The sequence below is a fragment of the Natranaerofaba carboxydovora genome, from assembly GCF_022539405.1.
Classification (GTDB): Bacteria; Bacillota; Natranaerobiia; order Natranaerobiales; family Natranaerofabaceae; genus Natranaerofaba; species Natranaerofaba carboxydovora.
On sequence record NZ_CP054394.1, the window covers coordinates 26,435 to 48,886 of the forward strand.

The 22,452-nt window shown below is 36.8% G+C and carries 16 protein-coding genes; 13 read left to right on the plus strand and 3 right to left on the minus strand.

Features of this window, described 5'->3' with window-relative positions; genetic code table 11:
* The first annotated feature begins 53 nt into the window (after window positions 1-53).
* From ACONDI_RS00135 to ACONDI_RS00175, 9 genes are all read left to right on the plus strand, one after another.
* Window positions 54-779, plus strand: a complete 726-nt coding sequence (locus tag ACONDI_RS00135) for a DUF166 domain-containing protein (RefSeq protein WP_241079477.1) — start codon at window positions 54-56, stop codon at window positions 777-779.
* 142 nt (window positions 780-921) lie between these two features.
* On the plus strand, window positions 922-1,749 hold the full coding sequence (gene sigI / locus ACONDI_RS00140; protein WP_241079478.1) for an RNA polymerase sigma-I factor: 828 nt from the start codon (window positions 922-924) through the stop codon (window positions 1,747-1,749).
* Complete coding sequence (locus ACONDI_RS00145) at window positions 1,742-3,151, plus strand: anti-sigma-I factor RsgI family protein (protein WP_241079479.1); 1,410 nt, start codon at window positions 1,742-1,744, stop codon at window positions 3,149-3,151. Before sigI ends, ACONDI_RS00145 begins: the two co-directional genes overlap by 8 nt.
* 85 nt (window positions 3,152-3,236) lie before the next feature.
* Entirely contained in the window at window positions 3,237-3,668 is a 432-nt protein-coding gene (locus tag ACONDI_RS00150) for a peptidylprolyl isomerase (protein WP_241079480.1), read from the plus strand.
* A gap of 32 nt (window positions 3,669-3,700) precedes the next feature.
* A complete protein-coding gene (locus tag ACONDI_RS00155) occupies window positions 3,701-4,723 on the plus strand; it encodes an aromatic acid exporter family protein (protein ID WP_241079481.1) in 1,023 nt (340 codons plus the stop codon).
* A 28-nt stretch (window positions 4,724-4,751) separates the two neighbouring features.
* Complete coding sequence (locus ACONDI_RS00160) at window positions 4,752-5,984, plus strand: metal-dependent hydrolase family protein (RefSeq protein ID WP_241079482.1); 1,233 nt, start codon at window positions 4,752-4,754, stop codon at window positions 5,982-5,984.
* Between the two features lie 87 nt (window positions 5,985-6,071).
* Window positions 6,072-7,949: a molecular chaperone HtpG gene (gene htpG / locus ACONDI_RS00165; protein WP_241079483.1), complete on the plus strand. Its 1,878-nt coding sequence runs from the start codon at window positions 6,072-6,074 to the stop codon at window positions 7,947-7,949.
* A gap of 153 nt (window positions 7,950-8,102) precedes the next feature.
* Entirely contained in the window at window positions 8,103-8,384 is a 282-nt protein-coding gene (locus tag ACONDI_RS00170; protein WP_241079484.1) for a hypothetical protein, read from the plus strand.
* 226 nt (window positions 8,385-8,610) lie between these two features.
* A complete protein-coding gene (locus ACONDI_RS00175; RefSeq protein WP_241079485.1) occupies window positions 8,611-9,705 on the plus strand; it encodes an NAD(P)H-dependent flavin oxidoreductase in 1,095 nt (364 codons plus the stop codon).
* Window positions 9,706-9,849: 144 nt separating this feature from the next.
* Here the strand turns inward: ACONDI_RS00175 and ACONDI_RS00180 are convergent, their stop codons facing one another.
* Window positions 9,850-13,146: an InlB B-repeat-containing protein gene (locus ACONDI_RS00180; RefSeq protein ID WP_241079486.1), complete on the minus strand. Its 3,297-nt coding sequence runs from the start codon at window positions 13,144-13,146 to the stop codon at window positions 9,850-9,852.
* 422 nt (window positions 13,147-13,568) lie between these two features.
* Complete coding sequence (locus ACONDI_RS00185; RefSeq protein WP_241079487.1) at window positions 13,569-14,540, minus strand: GTPase; 972 nt, start codon at window positions 14,538-14,540, stop codon at window positions 13,569-13,571.
* A 231-nt stretch (window positions 14,541-14,771) separates the two neighbouring features.
* Between ACONDI_RS00185 and ACONDI_RS00190 the strand changes: the two genes are divergently transcribed.
* Together ACONDI_RS00190 and ACONDI_RS00195 are read left to right on the plus strand one after the other, a co-directional pair.
* On the plus strand, window positions 14,772-15,689 hold the full coding sequence (locus tag ACONDI_RS00190) for a phosphate acyltransferase (RefSeq protein WP_241079488.1): 918 nt from the start codon (window positions 14,772-14,774) through the stop codon (window positions 15,687-15,689).
* Window positions 15,686-16,495, plus strand: coding sequence for a phosphate acyltransferase (locus ACONDI_RS00195; RefSeq protein ID WP_241079489.1), 810 nt, complete (start codon window positions 15,686-15,688; stop codon window positions 16,493-16,495). Before ACONDI_RS00190 ends, ACONDI_RS00195 begins: the two co-directional genes overlap by 4 nt.
* Before the next feature lie 97 nt (window positions 16,496-16,592).
* On the opposite strand, the gene putP is transcribed toward ACONDI_RS00195, so the two are convergent.
* Window positions 16,593-18,122, minus strand: coding sequence for a sodium/proline symporter PutP (gene putP / locus ACONDI_RS00200; RefSeq protein ID WP_241079490.1), 1,530 nt, complete (start codon window positions 18,120-18,122; stop codon window positions 16,593-16,595).
* A 335-nt stretch (window positions 18,123-18,457) separates the two neighbouring features.
* Here putP and ACONDI_RS00205 point away from each other — a divergent pair, with 335 nt between their 5' ends.
* A complete protein-coding gene (locus tag ACONDI_RS00205; protein WP_241079491.1) occupies window positions 18,458-21,556 on the plus strand; it encodes an IPT/TIG domain-containing protein in 3,099 nt (1,032 codons plus the stop codon).
* 711 nt (window positions 21,557-22,267) lie between these two features.
* Window positions 22,268-22,432, plus strand: coding sequence for a hypothetical protein (locus ACONDI_RS00210; protein WP_241079492.1), 165 nt, complete (start codon window positions 22,268-22,270; stop codon window positions 22,430-22,432).
* The last annotated feature ends 20 nt before the right edge of the window (window positions 22,433-22,452 follow it).

The window sequence follows — 22,452 nt, forward strand, 5'->3', positions numbered from 1 at the left end:
GTTAATGTAGTGTTTACTATTGACGAAATTATATAAACAAAGGGGGAGGAATAGTGAAGATATTAGCTATTTTTGAAGGGGCTTATGGAGAGAGAATAATAAATAACATTGAAAATAATATGCCAGAAGATTGGTGGGTAACAAGCTTTACACCACCGGATATAGCTGAGCCAGTGGTTGATTACCCTGAAGAATACTTGCCACAAGAACTACCACAGGTAGATTTAATTTTACATATGGCAGAAAACAGCCAGGCGCCTCAGCTTTTGCCTGAAATTGTAGATATGAGCGGGGCTAAGGGAGTGATAGCTTCAATTGATGATTCTTCCTGGATACCACCAGGACTTCGTAACCAACTAGAGAAACAACTTGGCAAAAAAGGGGTTGCCATAGTGTTTCCAAAGCCTCTTTGTTCAATAAATGAAGGAAGTTGTGGATTTGAAGATAGTTATTATGAATATGAGAGCGAAATAATAGAAGAGTTTTCTAGATATTTTGGCAGGCCCAAATTTGATGTGACCTTGGATGAAGAAAACAAAATAAAAAAGGTTGAAGTACTAAGGGGAGCCCCCTGTGGAGCAACTCATTATACAGTAAAGAAGATAAAAGGAATGAGCGTTGATGAAGTGACTCCAAAAGCTGGCCTTATGAGCATTCATTACCCATGTCTTGCTTCTATGGAATTTGAAAAAAAGAAAGAAGGTAATATTGATACTATAATGCACATATCGGGTAAAATTTTTAATGAAGAGTTGGATAAGGCTATGGGGAAAGATTGATTTTTAGAACACATCCTCACTCAAAACAATTGATGAAATTAACGGTGTTGTCATCACAGCACCGATTTTTTTCTTTTAATATTTAATTGAGCCCCCAAAAATCAAAGTATTTTTCGAATTTATATTTAAGAGGGTGAAATATATGGAGAGCTGGCAGCTAGATCTATTAAAAACTGCCAAAACAGGAAACGAAGAAGCTAGAGAAAAGTTAATTGAAAGCTATACATCGTTTATTAAACAAGCTGCCTCTAATTATTGCAAGCGAAAACTAGAATGGGAAAATGATGATGAGTTGAGTATTGCAATGCTTGCATTTAATGAAGCCATAGACAGTTATGATCTTAATTCTGAGAAAAAATTTGAAAACTATGTTCGGATGGTGATGAAAAACCGTTTGATAGATTTTTACCGCAAGGAGTCAAGACACAACAATTTGTCTCTAGAAAATAATAATGAAGAAGGTATAGATAATTCTACAAATTCTAAGCAACACTCACAAGATACTAGCTACTTGGAAGCAAAAGTTTCTCTAGAAAGATATCGAGAAAAGAAAGCCGTAGAAAATAGAAAAGAAGAAATGGAAGAATTTGAAAAAGAACTTAATAAGTTTGGTCTTTCGTTGGAAATGCTAGAAAAAAGTGCTCCAAAACACGAAAAAACTAGGAATAAACTTGTTGAAATAGCCCAGTACATAGCTTCGCAGTCAGATCTTTCTGGATATGTAAAAAAGAAAAAAAAGCTGCCATTAAAAGAAGTGGTTCTTGCTACAGGGATAAGTAAGAAGGTATTAAAGAGAGGACGTCAATATATATTAGGGATAATGTTAATAATGATGGATGAACGCTTTAGTTACCTTCGCTCACTTTTTACATTGCCTTTGATTGGAAAAGATAATAATGAACATAATATAAGATCCTTTTATAGCCGAGGCGAAAGTGCGGCCTCGAAAGGAGATGGTCAAGGTGAATAAAAATAAAATAAAGGCAGTGGTGATGAGAATAGAAGGAGATTATGTAAAAGTTGCTACAGAGGACAGAAGATTTTTGACACTATCTCTTCCAAATGAAGGGACTGAGGTTGGAGAAGAGATCTGGATAGATCCCGCTGAAGTAGACAACAAGAAAAAAACTTCACTACTTGGGCATACTAGAGCTATTAGTGCTGCTGCAGTTATCTTAATTATGATAGTTGGCATTGTCTATTCAACAGTAGCTCCTACCAGCCCTACCGGGGAGGCAGCGGCTTATCTTGCTATCGATATAAACCCTAGCATCGAACTCGCTATAGACTCTGAAAACCAGGTGGTTGATATAATTTCTTATGATACGGAAGCTGAAGAACTAACAAGAGATATTTCGCTAGATGAACTAGATAACAAAAATACTTTTACTGTATTAAAGGCTTTAGTTAATAAGGCAAAAGATAAAGGTTATATACATCCCGGGGATGAGAATTTATTTTTAATAACTCTTGTAGGTGCTAATAATGATAGTGAAAATATAGATTCTGTTGCTTTGGCTGAATTAACTTCAAGGATAGTAAAAGAAGAGCTAACTAGCCACCTGCAAGATTTGGAAATATTCGGCAGAGTGGGAGTGCAGCAAGCTACTTTAGATGATAGGGTAGAGGCCAAAGGACAAGAAAGAAGTATTAACAATTATGTTTTACAAAAAAAAGCTTCTAAGGAAGTGGGAGCATCTAAAGAAGAGCTTAGAAACCTTGAAAACAGGGAGTTAATAGATGAAATTGCCAAAAGAGATTTGCCTGCTAGGAGAGTTTTTGATGAATTTGATGAATCAAAAGGGCCTGAAGGTGAAGGACCACCTGAGGTGCCACCGGGGCAAAGAGAAAAACCCCCGGGTCTAAGAGACGAACCTCCTGGTCTAAGAGATGACCATCCTGGTCGTGGAGAAAAACCTCCTGGCCAAAGAGATGAGCACCCAGGAGAAAGGCCTGATGATGATCGCGATTCTTCGGGTAGGGAATTTGAGCCAGGTCAAGAAGAGCCTCCTGGACAAAAAGATGCGCCAGGGCTAGAGGAAGACCCATGGGAAGTAGATCCTTCGGAGAAAAATCAGGAACATGTTCCTCCTGGTCAAAAAGAGGTACCTCCTGGAAGAGAGGATGAAAGACCTGAGAAAGATGATGAAATATCTGAGCAAGATGACGATGAACTCCTCGAGAAAGAAGATGGTGATACTAGGGAAAAAGATCACCCCAGAGATAAAGTGCCCGGACAAGAAAAGCCTCCGGGTCTAGATGAGGATCTGCAGGAAGAAGATTCTCCAGAGAAGGGCCAAGAAGATATTCCTCCAGGTCAAAAAGAAGTACCACCTGGAAAAGAGGATGAAACATCCAAAAAAGGGCATTAAGCGGTTGCTAGCCAAAAGGAGTTCACAATCGTATGTAGAATTAAATAAAAATATAGAAAAGATCACAAAATGAGGAGGAAAAATATTGAAAAAAGCGACTATTGAAACAGAGAAAGGAACAATGGTAGTGGAATTATACGAACAGAATGCACCAGGAACAGTAGAAAATTTTGTTAAATTGATTAAAGAAAACTTCTATGATGGACTTACATTTCACCGGGTCATTCCAGGCTTTGTAAATCAAGGTGGCTGTCCTAAAGGAACAGGAACGGGCGGACCAGGATATACAATTAAATGTGAAACTGAAAATAACCCCAATAAACATGAAAGAGGGAGTCTTTCCATGGCTCATGCCGGTAAAGATACAGGAGGGAGTCAGTTTTTTATCTGCCATGCCTCTCAGCCTCATTTGGATGGGAAACATACTGTCTTTGGTAAAGTGATAGAAGGAGACGAGGTAATAGATAAGATATCAAAAGGAGATAAAATTATTAAAATGACAGTGGAAGAAAATTAATAAATTAGCTAGAAAGGCAGGTTATTAGATAATTGCTTCAGGAATTTAATTTAGGTGGACGGATATTAAAGACAGCTGTTGCCGTTACTATAGCAGTTTTTGTAGCCCAACATCTTGTGGGATACAAAGAAGTAAACTTAGCTGCTATAGTAGCGCTATTTACGGTTCAGAAAACTTTTTATCTCTCTTTGATGCAAAGCATTGGTAAGGTGGGTAGTGTCCTGCTAGGGGCACTAGTTGGGACAGGCCTAGCAGTGTTATTAGGGAACCATGCTTTGACCTTTGGTCTTGTTACACTGATAGTTATACTATTGTGTTTAAAACTTAATATTCAGTCCCAAATAACAATCACTTTTGTTATAGCTGTTTTTATGATTATGCCTCAGGCAGATAGTTTTGAAGTTCATATAATTATTGAGCAGGTATCTTTGGCTTTGATAGGTTCGGTCTCTGCATTAGGAGTAAATTATTTTTTCACCCCTGATCATAAACAAGAGATTAAAGAAAAAGTCAAGCTAATTGACGGCGAATTAAGGGACAAACTCGAGGAGTTATCCGAAAAGATAATACATCCAACATATGAGATAGACTCGAATTTTTTGGATGAACTTTCTAACCTAAGAAGTGAAGCCTCTGAAGGTTTACAGCTAGCTAAATCATTTAGAGAAGAGCAAAGATTTCATTTTTCTGAGGATACTTTGTCGGATATATATAGGGCTCAATTTAGAACATTTAAATCTTTTATTGATTACATGGAAGAGATTTATAGGCTTACGGTTAGGATGACTAGCGAAGTGCCTCAATCAATACAGATAGCAAAGCTTACAAAAGTATTAAAAAGGATGCAAAAGAACGCAATTTACAACAGAAAAAATCCATACGAAGTTGTTGATAAAACTATTAAAAACTTAGAGAGAGAATATGAGAAAATGGATCTGCCTACGACAAGGGAAGAGTTTGAAAACAGGGCGTCTCTCTATCATATCTTTAAAGAGTTAAAGAGGTATTATAGGAGAATCAAAGAGCTTCCCTCGTTAAAAAGGTCTACTTTTTAAAAAACTTAATATCGGAGGTAGGTTATTAATGATGATGAATATTTTGGTGGGAGGGAAAATTTTTGATGGTGAAGATGGACTGATAAAAGATAATGAGATAATAATAACTAGAAACAATAAAATATTTAAAATCATTAAAAAGAAAATTGATATAGAAGGGCTGAAGAAAGTATACCCACATGGAAACTTTATATTTTTGGATGACAAAAATGTAATAATGCCCGGACTTATTGACTGTCATGTTCATGTAGGTTTAGAAGGTTTGCCAAATACATATGAAGAAAATTTGGTGGATGATAAACTTCGAACTGTTAAAGCCGCCTCCGATATGGAAAAAACTTTGATGGCTGGATATACTACTGTTAGAAATGCCGGCAGCGTAAACTGGATAGATTTAAGTATTAAAGATGCGATTAAAAAGAGGTATATCCTAGGGCCCAAAATTATTACTGCTGGCAAAATAATATCTATTACAACTGCTGGAGCAGAATATTTTGAAGGCCTATATGAAGAAGTTGATGGCCCTGAAGGTTTTAGACATGCTGCAAGAATACAACTCAAAAAAGGTGCCGAATTAATAAAAGTGATGGCTACCGGAGCGATAATGAATCCAGGTAGTGTACCTGGTGCTGTTCAGGCTGACGAAGATGAGATAAGAGCTGTTGTTAAAGAGGCTAGAAAATTAAATAAACGTGTTGCAGCCCACGCCCATGCTGCTGAAGGTATTAAAAATGCGGTTAAGGCTGGAGTTAATACAATAGAGCACGGTACCTTTGCTGATGAAGAAGCCCATGACTTAATGTTAAGTGAAGATGTATATTTAATACCGACATTGTCACCGGGGTATTATATGGATAAATATGGCTCGGCGGGTGGAATTGCTCCTCATATGTTAAAGATGATTAAAAAAAGAAGACAAACACGCATTGAGGCTTTGCAAAGAGCTATAGAAAAAGGCGTAAAAGTGGCCTGCGGTTCTGATGCTGGTACACCTTATAACTATCACAAAAATAATAACATTGAAGCGCGTCTTTTTGTAAGGTTAGGGCTTATGACTAGCGCTGAGGCGTTAACTGCTAATACAAAGTATTCTGCTGATGCCTGTGGGTTACTTGACGAAATAGGAACAATCAAAGAAGGGAAAAGGGCAGATATCATAGTTGTTAAGGGAAATCCAGTAAAAGATATTCAGTTACTAGCAGATGAGAATAATGTTCAGGTGGTTATTAAAGAAGGTGAAATTGTTAAGAATTTGATTTAAAAAATTGAAATCAAGCTGAAAATTTGATATATATTTATGGGGACCCATTAATATTTACAAGTATAAGGAAGGAAGGGGGAAGCTATCTTGGCTACAAAAGAATTTCAGGCGGAGACGAAAAGGCTATTGGATATAGTGATTAACTCGATTTATTCAAATAAAGAGATTTTTCTGAGAGAGTTAATTTCTAACTCTAGTGATGCAATTGACAAGTTATATTATAAGTCTTTGGCAGATGATACGGTAACTTTTAACAAAGACGATTATTACATTAAGATAACTTCGGATAAAGAGAATAGACTTCTTAAAGTCTCTGATACAGGAATTGGTATGACAAAAGAAGAACTAGAAGATAATCTGGGGGTTATTGCTAGGAGTGGTTCTCTTGACTTTAAGCAGGATATAGAAGTAAAAGACGGGCATGATATAATCGGTCAGTTTGGAGTTGGATTTTATTCTGCATTTATGGTAGCTGATGCAGTTACTATTATAAGTAAGGCCTATGGAAGTGATGAAGCTTATAAATGGGAATCTACTGGTGTTGAAGGTTATACCATTACCCCCTGTGAAAAGGATTCAGTTGGTACAGATGTTATCTTAAAACTTAAAGAAAGTAGTGAAGATAATGATTATGATCAATTCCTTGATGAACACAGGATAAAATCTATTGTTAAGAAGTATTCTGATTTTATTAGATACCCTATCAAAATGGATATGCCAAAAACCAAACCTAAAGAGGAAAACGAAGAGGAATATGAAGAGTATATAGAGGAAGAAACAGTTAACAGCATGGTTCCTATCTGGGATAGGAATAAGAACGAGCTGACAGAGGAAGATTACAATAACTTTTATAGAGAAAGGCACTACGGATTTGATAACCCTATAAAGCACATTCATATTAACGCTGAAGGAACAGTGAGCTTTAAGGCTGTCTTATTCATCCCAGAAAAGCCTCCATTTGATTTTTATACCACAGAATATGAAAAGGGGCTAGAGCTTTACTCTAACGGTGTTTTGATCATGAACAAATGCCCTGAACTTTTGCCTGATTATTTTAGCTTTGTAAAAGGTGTAGTGGATTCAGAGGATGTGTCTCTAAATATTTCAAGAGAAATGTTACAGCAAGATCGCCAACTTCAATTAATTGCAAAGAATATCAAAAACAAAATTAAAAAAGAATTAAAAACACTGATGGATAATGACCGAGAAAAATACGAAACGTTTTTTAGTTCCTTTGGAAGACAACTAAAATTTGGAATACAAAGTGATTTTGGACAAAACAAAGAAGACTTAGAGGATTTACTTTTATTTTATTCCTCAAAAGAGAATAAAATGGTTTCCCTTGATGAGTATTTGTCGAGAATGAGTGAAGATCAGGAGTATATCTACTATGCTACAGGAGAATCCGTAGATAGGATAGATAAACTTCCACAAACTGAATTTGTAAAAGATAAAGGTTATGAAATACTCTATCTAACTGAAGATGTAGACGAGTTTGCTATTAAGATGATGGGCACATACCAGGACAAAGAATTTAAGTCGGTTTCAAGTAAAGATCTTGGTATAGATTCAGAGGAAGAAGAATCTAAAGAAGAAACCGAAAAAGAACATAAAGAAATGTTTGATAAAATGAACGAAATCCTATCAGATAAAATAAAAGCTGTAAGAGCATCTGAACGACTAAAAAACCATCCGGTTTGTTTAGCAAACGAAGGTGAAATATCAATCGAGATGGAAAAAATACTAAAGTCCATGCCTAATAACCAAAACGTAGAGGCAGAAAAGGTCTTAGAGATCAATGTTAATCATGAAGTTTTTGATTCTCTAAAAGAAGCTTATGAACAGGATGAAGATAAATTTAAGCTTTATACCGATCTATTATACAATCAAGCCTGTCTAATAGAGGGATTACCTGTAGAAGATCCAGTAGAGTATACAAATAACATATGTAAGATAATGAAATGATTTTATGAGAAAAAATAATTTCAAAATACCGGGGGATATGCCTCGGTATTTTTTTGTGGTTTTAAAGGTTTGTCACTAAAAGGGGTTAAAATATGTCGAAAAGTCATCTGGTAACATAGATTAATTTAACCGTGAAGGTGGAGGTGAAGTGTCATGGCAAAAACACCAGATGAACTAAAGAAATTAGAGAATAATATAATAGAATTACGTACCGAATTGGAAAATACTAAAGAGTTAGTAAAAAAGCATAATGAGATTAGAAAAGATATGATGGAATTATTCGAGAGATTAAAAGCAATTGAAATACGAGAAGAAGAAAAAGAAAAACAAATAAGTTCTAGTAGAGCAGAAACATCAATCAAGCAGGAATGGTTTGCTGTAATTATATCAAGTGTTGCGGTGCTTATAACATTAGTTAATGTAATTTGGGGATAAGCAAACATTCATAACAACAATAGATTCTATAATAGCTTTTGAAATTTTTATAAAAATAGGCCTGATTTATCTAGGTCTATTTTTAATATTCTGCGCCATGCATTGAGGGAGTATAGAGACTACAACAGGGATTGTATATAATCCTGGCTATACATTTGTGCCAAAAGGGTGTAGAATAGGATGAGCACAGTCTTATTTTTAAGTACAAAAAAGGAGTAGATTATTTATGGAATTACCTTCGCTAAACATTGGAGAACTACAGGCTAAAGTACCAATAATTCAAGGGGCGATGGGGATTGGGGTTTCGTTATCAAATTTGGCAGCAGCAGTAGCAAATGAAGGAGGAGTAGGGGTTATATCAGGGGTCCAGATAGGCTTTGATGAGCCAGATTTTAAAGAAAATACTGAAAGTGCCAATGTTAGGGCATTAAAAAATCATATAAAAAAGGCAAAACAATTGAGTCATGACGGACTTCTAGGTGTAAACTTGATGACTGTCATAAGTAATTACAAAGAAATGGCAAAAGCAGCTGTTGAGGAGAAAATAGATTTAATCTTTTCAGGTGCGGGGTTACCAAAAAATTTACCTGAAATGGTAAAGGGGTCGAAAACCAAAATATCCCCTATAGTCTCATCTGGTAAGGCAGCTTCTTTAATAGCCAAAATTTGGGACAAAAAGTACGATTATACACCGGACATGGTTGTTGTTGAAGGTCCTAAAGCAGGAGGACATTTGGGATTTCATGTGGATCAATTACAACAAAATCATATGCCAAGCCTGGACAAAATAGTTATGGAAGTTATTGAAGTGCTAAAACCATATGCCAAAAAGTATAACAAATCTATTCCAGTAATTGCAGCTGGCGGGGTTTTTACTGGGCATGACATTTCTAGAGCTATTGAGATGGGGGCAAGTGGAGTACAGATGGGTACAAGATTCGTTGCGACAGAAGAGTGTGATGCTAACTTAAAGTTCAAAGAAGCATATATAAATTCCGTCCAAAACAGTATACAGCTGATAAAAAGTCCTGTAGGTCTGCCAGGAAGAGCGATTAATAATAATTTTATTAAAAAACTAGAAACAGAAAAAGTACCAATAAAAAACTGTTACAATTGCTTGAAAGCTTGTAAACCAAAAGAAGCTGATTACTGTATATCAAATGCGTTGATAGATTCAGTTCAAGGCAACGTAGATGATGGTTTGATATTTGCTGGTAGTAATGCTTATAGGATAAATAAGATGACTACCGTCAAGGAATTGATGTCAGAGCTAGCTGCTGAAGCAGCAGTACCGAATGAAATTAGATCTGCTACGTACTGAAAGCATAAGTATATTGCTTTTGATTTGATCTAATAGCATTTATTTCAAAAAAGTAGTGTATCCTCATATAGTAGTATTAGGGGCTGACCTAAGAAAGATATTTTAGTACAGCCCCTCGTTAGTTAATATTACTAGATATTGCTTTTAACTTGGAGGTGGTTTTGGCAGTGGATTTTGTGGGTTGTTCTTTAGGTATGGATATGTCTTGCCTTCTTTGATACCCCATATATCACTAAAGCCCCACCCTATAAATGTTTCCTGTTTTAGCATTTCCGAAGTTTCTTTGCCCTCTCCGTTAGTGCCGTCTATCTTACCTGAAGTACCTTTGTCCCAGTAGCTGTTTATGATTGTTGGATCATCGCCGCTACCTCCAATTAGACCGCCGGGACCTATCACACGACCTGTACTATAACTATTTTTGACAACGAAATTACTGTTATCCCCTACAAGTCCTCCGGCAGCAATAGTCCAAGCACCACCTCCAGTTACAGAACCTGTGTTGTAGCTATCTTCTATTCTACCCTCGTTACGTCCTGATAGGCCTCCAAGAAAGGTATCACCTGTTAATGCCCCGGTGTTATAACATTCTTTGATAGTACCGTTATTGTCACCAACTAGTCCTCCCACATGTCTAATATGACCTGTCACAGCACCAGTGTTGTAACTTTTTTTAATAACTCCGTCGTTTGCGCCAACTAGCCCTCCTATGTAACCAGGATCACGATTACTTGTATAAGTGGTTTCTACATAGTTTGCACTATAGCTGTGTTTGACTGATCCAGTGTTTTGTCCAGCTAGGCTTCCTACGTACTGCCAGCCCTTTATGTCGATGTTTTCTAATCCAATATTTTCAATTACTGCATCTGCGGATGTTGAGGCAAATAAACCTATATAATTATCCTTCGGAAAATCAATTGTGCCATTATGAATTTTGTATCCTCTTCCATCAAAGGTCCCGCTAAACTCTGTAAAACCATTCCCACTTTCATATCCAATGGGTTCAAAATTTATTTGGTTTAGGTCGATATCGTTTACCAGGAAATAGTTTTTGTGATATCCTCCCCTGTACTGGCGTTGATAGCTTGTGCCATAGCCGAAAGTGTTTTCACTGTAGCTTTCAATTTGTTTTAGCTCATCTGCGGTGGCGATGGGGATTAATTCTACATCAAAGCCAACTTTTACAATCAGGTCTGAGTCGAGCTCTTTAATGGTTAAAACATCCCCTATTTCATCGCTTACTTCATCATTTATAGTCCAGTGGGCGGCTTGAAGTCCGGCATCAGGAGATGCAGTGAAAATAATAGTGCTGCCTTCTGCTATAACATCGCCAGAATTAATTGTTGTACCGTTTATGCTAGCTTCTATTAAACCTCCTTCACCTTCAGTATCAAAGTTCACCTTATGGACGGGAATTACAACAATATCCTGAGCTGTGGTTCTGTCACTTTCTGGGTGGGTGATGATTAATTCTTTTATTCCCCTAATAAGTGGTGTGCCATCAGCCAAATCCGTTGCTATACCTTTTGTGTCAAACTCCCAAAACTCAACCACCTCTGTACTGTCATCAGTCTTGTTTAAAATTACTGTTAGGCCATCTAACTGAAGATTTTCTCCTTCAATGTAGACAGTTTTGTTTGGAGGAGAGGAAATTACTATATTTTTCACAATTACTTCTTTATACTCGGCGGTGATTATCATATCTTGGGTAATGTTAGTTAAGTCAGAAGGTTCCCACCTATAAAACACATACCCTTTTCGATTAGGTAGAGGTGGTGGAATAGCATTATCTCCATGTTTTACCTTTTTTGCTTTGAGTTCTGTATTATCATAATCTTTAAAGACAACAGTGTATTCCTGTCTAACGAAGTTTGCTGTTATGTGTTTAGTTTCATCCATTGTAACTATTACTTCTAACTCATCACTTTCCAAATCACCCTGCCAGCCGTCAAACTTCCAACCTTTTAGAGGGGTAGCCAAAAGCGCTATCTCTTCACCATTTTTATAGGTATGTAATATTCCCGCTTCTAGGTTGGCTTGGCCTTGTCCGTTAATTGTTAGAACCAGATCATAATACTGATGATTAATAACTTTTTCTAAATCTATCTCTACATAAATATCTTTGTCAAGGTTTTCATGAGTTTCAAAAAATTTGCTATAATCCTCTGCAACAGCTTTTATCGTGTAAGTACCAGGGTTTAACCCTGATACATAATAAGTTCCATCTTCCTTTGTTATTGTTTCGATATTAGACCCATTAGCATTTTCAATGTAGATGAGGGCACCTTGAATGCCATTGCTTGTTTTCTGATCTACAACTTTTCCACTAATGCTTAAAGTGATTGGCACGTATTCCTCTTTTTCTTCTTCTTCAACTTCTTCTTCTGTCTCTTGAACTGTTTCTTGGAAAATTGCCGTTATTGTTACAGGCTTATCTGGCATTTCAAAAGTCGAAGCTAGTGAAAAATTATCACTAAAAAAGACACCGTCAGAATTCCACTTTGAAAACTCAAAGCCTTCTTTGGGTTTTGCTTTAATTGTTACTAGCTCGCTTTCTTCAAATAATCCAGGACCTTTGACTATTAAGCCTGTTTGTTCCGGGAAGGTCTGTCCATTTACTGAATACAAAAATGTGCCTATGACATTATCACTTCTATAGTCGTTACCATTTCCAGTTATTATCACATTTCTCCCAACGCTTGAATTGTTAATTTTGTTATTACTTCCCTGTAAAGTTAGGTCATTTTGAATAACGGTGTCCTTAACTGTACCGTTATTTCCGGCTAAGATTACATTACCGCCTGGACTATTGGAATTAACACTAATATTTTCCATCGTGTTGCCGGTGCCATTATCCCTTAAGTTGCCTAAAACGTTTAAGTTTTTTATGGTGATGTCATCTGCTTCTATTGTAAAATCACCGTTAAGTATTTTGCCATTTCCTTCAACAGTCTGAGAACTAACAGATACTGTAAAGTCATCATTGCCTATATCTTCTTTAAAGCTTATAATCTTGACATCAATGTCATTTAAAGCATTCTTTAGTGAATTTTTATCTTTTACTTCTGTTATTTTGGCAATGTAAGGGTTATGTTTCCTGGCAGTTCTTTTGTTCCTAATAGACCTTGGTTTTTCTTCAGATATTACAGTACCGACAGGAATTTTCAAAGAGGAACAGCTATGATAATAATTGAAGAAATGATTTAACTGGGAAGGAACTAACGAACTTATAAATGAATAGGGGATAAAAGAATAACGGTACCCTAAAGAGCCCATTATGTAAGGGGTTAAAGAAGGAAAACTTTTATTGATGGTTTCATTGCTGCCATCTTCTAAAGTCTCAATAGAAGACGGTGCCGAAAGCACTGATGAAAAACTAAAAATTATGGTTATAACTATGATTTTTAAAGCAAACATTACTTTTCTAGATTTTACTATGTTCACCTATGCCTCATCTTCCTTTCTGTTTTTTCTGTCCAACTTCCTATAAAATACACCCCCTATCATTTTCATAGTAACTAGCCGCATAAGTGACATTGCTCACAATTTTCTGCCTTTAATACATAAGGCCGGATGCTCAAAGTCACTTTAAATATTATATAATGTTTTGAAGTAGTTTGGCAATATGGTTTTAGAAAGTTAATTGGAGTGACCACTCTAATATTGCTTCTTTAAACTCTTCAGAATTATAACAACAATATTATTGTAGGGCTTGATTACCACTTTCTCTTCATGATGCTTTAAAGTCACATCAAACATGGACTTCACCAAATAAAATAGAAAACTAGATTTTGTACTATATTCACTTAAAGAAGGGTCTTTTAAATGTCTTTTATTCGGCAAAAAGGTTAAAAACTGACACAATATTACGACTGCAGTTCTACTATATCTCGATCCTCTAAGACATGGTCCTTAGCCACTGCCTGTCCATCGAACCGGGCAGAACCCCAGACCAGAGCACTTTTTAATTTTTGAGGAATATCCTTGTGTATTGCTTCAGCAAAATCCAAAACGGTGCTTCCTTTTCTCAGTATGAAGGGGTTATCCCTATCGGCTGGTTTGCCGGCAGGCTTACCATAAACCCTGATGACTTGCAGAATCCTGAAAAGCTCTTCTTTTAGTTCCTCAAGCCCTTCCCCGCTAGCAGAAGCTTCAAGAATTCTTAAGTCAGGCTTGTAGTCCCTTAATAGCTCTAAGTTTTCCTTAGCTTGTTCAAGGTCTGTTTTCATAGCTAGCACAAGGAAAGGAATAGGAGCAACTATTTCACCTTCCTTGGATAAATCAATAATACTTTTGTCTAGAAGTAACTCCAGGGATCCATCTATTTGTTCTAGGCAATCGTCTGAAGAGGCATCAATTACGATTAAAATCGCATCGGCACTTCTAATTGTATTAACTAGTTCTGAAGGAGTACTTCCTAGCATGATAGGTGGTGTATCTACCAATTGAACCCATGTATCTTCGTAGGGCATCATACCGGCAATAGGAAGAGAGGTAGTATATGGATAGTCGGCAATCTCAGCTTTCGCTCGGGTCAAAGATGTGATAAGAGATGACTTTCCAGTATTAGGATATCCAACTAAAACAACCTGCCCGGCCCCTTGTTTATCAATTTTAAAAGGATTATAAGTACTTTTAGAGGACTTCTTTTTCTTTTCTTCATCTTCCCGGAGGCGAGATATCCTCTTTTTTATATCAGCTTGAAGTTTTTCTGTGCCCTTGTGCTTGGGGATCTCTTTTAACATCTTTTGAAGGGCTTCCATTTTATCTTCAGGTGTACTTGCCTTTCGGTATTTTTCTTCAGCTTCTTTATACTGGGGTGTAAGATTAGCAGACATTTTAAATTCCCCCTGAGAAAATAAAAATACTTTATAATAAATTCTATAAAAGTAGACTCAGTAAATCAAGAAAACTCAATAGTATTATAAAAAAGGTTTTGAGGGATAAAAGATGTTTATACCAGTGCATAGAAATGTAAATAAATTAATAATTTTAATATATATTGATTTAAAATATTTTAAATGTTTATGTAAATTATATCAGAATAATAAATGAGGGGAGACTTGATTATGAGAAAGTTGGTCAGCTTTGAAGATTTTCTAGAGGAAGCTTCAGAACTTCCCCCTTTAAAGACGGCCTTGTTGGCTCCTGAAAATGAAGAGGTAGTGACAGGGGTGAAAAGAGCAGTTTTGAATAAAATTATCGAACCGGTTTTTATTGGTAACAAAGACAAAATACAATTAGCTGCCCAAAAAATAAACTTTGATATTAGTAAATTTAAAATTCATGAAATAGAAGAAAGAATGGAAATAGCAAGAAAAGGTATAGAACTTTATTATAAAGGTGAAGTTTCCCTGGCTTGTAAAGGGCAAATTCCTACAGCGTACATTTATAAAGCAATAATCAGAAAAGAAAAAGAGCTTCAATTAAATAATCGGATTGCAGTTTATTCTGTCTGGGATTTAAAAAATCCAGAACAGCTTGTATTGTTAACAGATACAGGGGTAAATATTTATCCTGATTGGCAGGCAAAAACAGAAGTATTAAAAAAAGCTGTAAATTTTATGAAGTCACTAGGTTATAAAGATTTAAAAGTTCTTGCATTAAGCGCTGCCAGGGAAATAAATAAAGAGGTTAGCTCGATGAATGATATCGAAAAAATTAAAGAAGTTTTCGATAGAGAACAGGTTCCTTGTCGATTTAAACATGGTAAAAATTTGCAACCCTTCTTAGATACTACTTCACAAGATAGTTTTCCGGATATCATTTTAGTACCAAATTTAGAAACTGGAAATATAACAGTTAAGCTTGATTTTCTTTTGGATATTGAAAGATATTCTGCAGTAATTTCTTCTAAAGGGCCTGTTATAGTGCCTTCTCGCTCTGATAATGCCGAAAAAATATACAGGCAGCTTGGTTTTGGAGCAGTGATTTCTAATCGGCTCCACCGTCAGCAGGAATCAAGTAAAAGGAGTGAAGTATATTGAGAGCAATAAGTAGCTTTTCTGAGATGATCAAATCTGCCCCAAGAAAAAGAATTATAGCTGCCCCCGAGCCAGGTGAAAAACTAGATAAAGTTTTTGCTGAAATGGATAAAGATGGTTTTAATATTGATTGCCAAAAAGATGTCGATTCAGAAGAAGCGGTAAAAAATGCTTTTATCAAAATGAATAATAGAGAAGGAGACATATTAGTGCAGGGAGATATTTCCCTGGAGCTATTCTGGACATTGATGCAAAAGGAAGGGCTGATCACAGAAAAAACAAGCTATGTTTCGATCTTAGAAAGTAAAAAGCTTAAGAAGCTTCTCATGGTTACTGATTCGTATGTTAATGAAAATCCAGACTTAAAGAAAAAAATTAATATTCTTGATGAAGTTTTAGCCTTTGCAAAAAATCTTGGCCTTGATAGCCCAAAGGTAGCGGCTCTCTCGGCAATAGAAAGTGTGAACCCCGCAATACTTTCAACAATAGAAGGTGCTGCACTTTCCAAAATGGCGGACAGAAAACAGCTTAATGGAGATATAGAAGGACCACTCGATATTGATACTGCCCTGTCTAGTGAAGCGGCTAAAAGAAAAGGAATAGAATCTCATGTTCCTGGAGAAGTTGATATATTTCTCACCCCTGATATTGAGGCAGGCTATGCTCTGTCTCAGTTTATGAGTTTTCTAGGCAAAATGCCCATTATTGGAGTTTTGCTCGGGACACCTTATCCAATTGTGATTCATCCATCTTTTGTTCCGATTAAATACAAAAAAGCAGAAATATGTGCCGCAGCTTTTAATTTATAGCCATTAGTTAATTAATTATTTAGTTCTTGGTAGAGATGACAATTTCATACCTTACAAATATCTATCTCATTCTCAGAATATTCTTTATGTTTTTTAATTAATCTTCTAACTCTGCACCCGGTTTTGATAACCTAACTGACTTATCAAATTCATCAAGGATCTCTTCAGAAGGTTCTTTATCAATTAAGCTAAAGATTATAATAGCTATAAATGAAAGGATAAATCCAGGCACAATTTCATAAAGTCCCAGTGGTGTTCCGATAATATCCCACAATATAACGGTTAGACCACCAACAATTATACCAGCTAACGCGCCATTTCTAGTAGTTCTTCTCCAAAATAAAGACATAATAATTAAAGGACCAAAAGTAGCTCCAAAACCAGCCCATGCATAAGCCACAAGCTCTAATACCTGCCCTTCAACCCAAGCTAAAGCATATGCTATTATAGTTATTATTAATACGCAAATTCTTCCTCCCCAAATCAGTTCTTTTTCACTTGCTTCTTTTCTTAAAAATCTTCTATAGAAGTCCTGAATTAAAGCACTAGATGAAACTAATAACTGAGAATCTACTGTACTCATTATTGCAGCCAATACTGCAGCTAGTAAAATACCTGCAATTAATGGATGAAAAATCAACTGTACAAGTTCAAGAAAGACCCACTCTGAATCGGGAAGGGGATTGTCCATACCAAAGACACCAATACCCATAAATCCTACCATTGAAGCTCCAAGTAAAGTTAAAACCACCCATACTATAGCAATTAAACGGGAACTTTTAATATCTCTAAGAGAGCTAATTGCCATAAAACGAGCTAATATATGAGGTTGGCCAAAATAACCTAGCCCCCATGCTAGAGCCGAAATTATACCTATAAAGCCTATGGCTCCGGTAGAATCCCAAAATACACCTTCTGAAAAGTTATAACTAACTCCTCTTGTAATGTCTAGTAAATCAATATTAATACTACCAACTTGTGTTAAAACACCCTCGAAACCTCCAAGATGGTTAATAACACCTATTGGGGTAATTACTAACGCTAAAAACATTAAACTTCCATTGACAAAATCAAGCCATGTAACTGCGATAAAGCCGCCGATTGCAGTATAGATTAGAATAACAATTGTACCTATAGTTAAAGCTACTAAGTATTCAACTCCTAAAAAGGATTCAAATAACTTTCCTCCTGCAACTAAACCAGAGGCGGTATAAAAACAGAAGAACACTACAATAAAAATGGCCGAAACTATTCTTAACACTTCACTATTATCTCTAAATCTATTTGAGAAAAATTCGGATAATGTAAGGGAATTTCCAGAAAGCTCTGTATAAACACGAAGCTTTTTGGCTATATACTGCCAGTTGAACATTGTTCCTGTAGCAAGTCCAATACACATCCATATACTCCATTGTCCCATGCCTGAGGCATAAGCAGCGCCTGGTAGACCTAAAAGAAGCCAGCCACTCATGTCACTAGCCTGTGCTGATAAAGCAGCGACCCATTTATTAAGTCCTCGACCTGCTAATACATAGTCATCAAGAGTATGAGTCTTTTTATAAGTTATGATACCGACAACAATCATGAATATTAAATATGCCAAAAAAGTAAAAACAATAGAATTCACTGCTCATGCCTCCTTTCTATAAAATAACTGATGATTGCCCAAACTATTAATAACGGCATGGGAACCAACAACCAAAACCAAGTTGCCGTAGTTAAGGTGTATTCCATCAAACCACTCCTTTTTTTGATTTGTAATTATTATCACAAGACATTAAGACACAAGCTAATTTTACTTTGGTAACCAACAAAATGTCAATTAATAATGATAAAAAAGTAATGGGCTTCGTAATGTTTAAAAAAACAGTTAAATCACCCATAAGGGTGATATTTTTTTTAGTAACCAATGCTACGATGAGAGAAAGTGATTTCAGTTAAACTGAAAAGAGGGTGGGGAAAATGCTATGGCAAAGGAGCCGTAAGAAAATACTAATGGCAGCAGGTCTAATGGTAATATTTTTTACCCTATTAGCAATAATTATATTGCCAGGATTTGGAGATAGAACCAGAATAGATGAGATATATCCTTTAGAAGGGCCGGTGGGAACCACAGTTACTGTTACAGGCAGGAACTTTGGTGATTCACCTGAGTCAAACATCGTATTATTTGGTGATACCGAAGCACGCACGCTATCGTGGAGTGATACGAAAATTCGTGCCAAGGTGCCCCGAGATGCACAAAGCGGCCTGGTAACAGTAATAAAAGATGAAGAACATATTTCGGGGGAAACTTTCAACATACTGGCGGTAGAGGTGGAACCCCTGGGAGAAAAAGCTATTATCCCTACCGATGATTACCAGGAATTGCTCCAGGAAGAGATAGGAGTATTTTTGCCGTCGGGTTTTACGGAGGAAGAACTCCATCTTAAAATCGGTCGAGTAGCCAACGCACCGGGTTATGATGAAGAAATGTATGCAAAAACACCCGTATACCAGATCACCATGGGTGAAAAGAGACAATTCGACGACCACATAATGATCCGGTTGCCTTTGGACGAGGAAATGGCTGGAAATGGCCCCGTGAGGTTAACTTACTGGAATGAAGATACCTTGGAATGGACCCCCCTGCCCACTGAAGTGGATGAAGAAGAGGGCTTTGTTTACGGTTATACTGATCACCTGAGCTTATTTAGAACCACTTACATGATTAGAGGGTATTGGTTTGTTGCAAGCAATCATTTTATGGTGGGTGTTGACCCGAATGATGCCATTGACCTTAAAGATGGGAGCATGGACAGCTTGCAAGATCTTGCAAGAGAAACAGGAAAACTGCTTGATCAGCAGTACCTAAGATACAAAGATGAACTCGGGGAGGATTACTCACCGGATTACTTTTATGGCGAGCGGAGCTGGTGGGACCGGGCTACTGGTGGTAAGACTGATACGAGGCCCATTGTTTGGCTTTTGTCTAACTATAATGAGGATGGGGCCGAATATAGCTGGAAGACAAGGCGCATCTATTTGCCCACCCAATATACTCACTACGAGGAGCTTGCGACTACGATTGGGCACGAACTGTTTCATGCATTTCAGCACGATGGACGCAATAGAAGTAAAAGGTTAACGATTGCAGAGATGGCCGGGGAAAGGCGCTGGCTTATGGAAGCTACTGCTGAATATGCTGCTCACTATGTGGCCACTGATATAGGGTTAGACAAACTTCATCGACATGCAAGGCCGTATTACCATTTAGAATATTTTAGCAACCGGGGCCAAGGACATGAATATGCTATGGCTGCTTTTATTCACTTTTTGGTAATAGAAAAAGGAGCAGATTTTGGTGCCATGTGGCGTGAGATCGTTGATAACAGACCCATGCTACAAAAAGCTTTTCAAGATTATACCCTTAGAGTATCAGGTGGTATTACTGTCACCCTTTACCGGGAGTTCTGGCATCATGTACTGACAAACAGTAATATGCCGGATGTAGATCATATGCGAGATCTCAGTGCGCCTATGGCTTTGATCCCTGCAGACGATGAAAATCTTTCTGTCAATAGATCCATGCGTATTAGGCGGGACTATTCTATGGATTTACTTTGGTTTAATCCGGTTACCCTTAATTATGATGATGACGGCAAAGCACTGATAAACATAGAGCCGGCAAACCAAATACCAGAAGGTGTAAGGATAGATGCATTTAAGCTTAGTGACTTTGCATATTATACGGATGATGATGGCAATCCTTTTACTACCTACAAAAGAGTGCAAGGGGGAAAAGAACCGCATGGTTCAATGTTTGATGATACAGTAAGGGAAGCAGCACGAATGGAAGGTAGCCCATACTTGCAGTTTGAGATGGACGAAGAAGCTGATGAGATACTGGTTATTACCGCATACGGTTCTCGAGGTGGATCCTCCTTTGATATTAAAATAAGCCAGATGGTACTGGGGCTAGCTCCCCACGAACTGACAGAAGTAGACCCGGAAGAAGAATATGAATTCACCGCCACCATAAAAAATGTCCCTGGTGGTATCTCCGATATTACTTTTAGATGGAAACTTGAAAACGGAGAAACCATAAGCGTGGAAGAGTACAGCAACGACAAGGATCAGATAAGTGACACTATAGAATTTAGCTTTGAATATACTATGGGCCCCACAGAGAAACAAAACTTGGAAGTAGAGGTGCTTAACTCACAAACCGGAGAAGTTATTAAAACAGGTACTGTAATTCTAGAAGAAGATCCTGAAGTTATTATTTTGGGAGACAGAAAATACCAGATTCCTTTGCGCAGTGCTGGGGATGAAGACGAAGAGAGCTTTGAATATGAACATAATTTTGAGGCCATAGTAGAGCCCGGAGATGGAGAGGTGTATCTATTTGACTGGGATTTCGATGATGGTAATGTATACCAAGAAAGAGGAGAAAACTCTCGTTACACTCATACCTACAGGGATATAACAGAAGAAGATGTATTTAACCCCAAGGTTAGCATCACGCCGGTCAAAGAAGGAAAACTAGCAAGAGAAACTGTATCTGAAGATAGTATTCGTATCGAATTTAGCACAGAACCGGAAGGCCTAGAAGGGGATTTCTCTGGCTATCTTGTTATAGAAGAAGCAGACAAAATTAGGGAGTATGCTATCGACTTGTTTACTCCGTTTGGTGTTATAATTGCTCGAGCTTTTGGGAGTGATATCAGCAGGGAAGAGGTTCGTGATATTGTGGCCGATTCCATTGAAGAAACCGGTATAAATCGACAGATTGGTTTGTCCATCAATATAGAACTTCAGGAAGACGGCAACTACCTAGTGCGCGGTTATATACAGGGAGAGGAAGGATGGGTAGAGTACTCAAATATTGGTGTTTATGAGAATGAGGTACTTTCTTTTAACCTGGATGATGAAGACGGTAGCACGCTCAAAATGGAAGGTAGATTAATAGACGAAAATCATATAGAAGGGACTCTAAGTATTGATGCCTGGAGTTTCTGGGGTTTGTGGAGTTTTCTAGATAATGCAGCTAGCGGTAGCTGGTGGGTGGAAAGAGAGTAATGAGTGTTTTTGTGGCAGTTGCAACCTTATTATCCGTTCCTTTTATGGTCATCAACCTTTTTATTGCTGCGATGGCTATAAGCTAAAAACAATCCAAACAGCAAAAATGATATTGATTTGTGTGTTGTAGTAGATGTTGACACAAAAGAGTTTTTGTTAAAAGAGTTTGAAAAGCCTTAGAGGGCATTAAGAAAATACAAAAATAAAGACCTAAGACAAAAAGAAAATGGTGCCTGGGCAAGTGCGGTGAAAGAAAAACATGAAAATAGCTGATGCAAATATAATTTTGAGACCCTCTTAGAATCTTAAACATAAAACATTGTTTTAGAAATTATTAATAACCAGCCTTGTAAAGGTTAACTTTATATAGGCTGGTTATTTTATGTTCAGTTACAAAATCATCAAAGTAATTAGGATAATCAACTTGTGGAGCAATTCGATCAAATAGCAAAAAAGTTATGATTCCGTTACTATAGCCCTTAATAGAATTTATCTCCAAGTATTTGTCCATACATCTTTTGGGGAATTTTCATTGACACTAACATACTGATTGAAACAAAAACCATGGTCAAATCTTTGTCGTGGTATTTACAGCGCTAGGTGACGCATGATTAATGATATTGCAACATTAGTGATATTTCATTAGTTGATATTTCATTTTTTTCCTAAATTAAGAAGGAAATTAAAATGACAGAACGAAAGTAAGCTAGTATGATTAATTGTAATAATAACTTCTTTTATATTAAAAAATGCAGTAGTGCAAACGTAGAAGTGCTCGGAACTAATCCTGTTAACGAAAAAGGAGCTACTATGGCTAAGAAAGTAGGTATGGTATTTCAGGCCGGGTTAATATGTATTTTATTAATAAAAAAATAGCTAAAAGTGATTGACTAAAA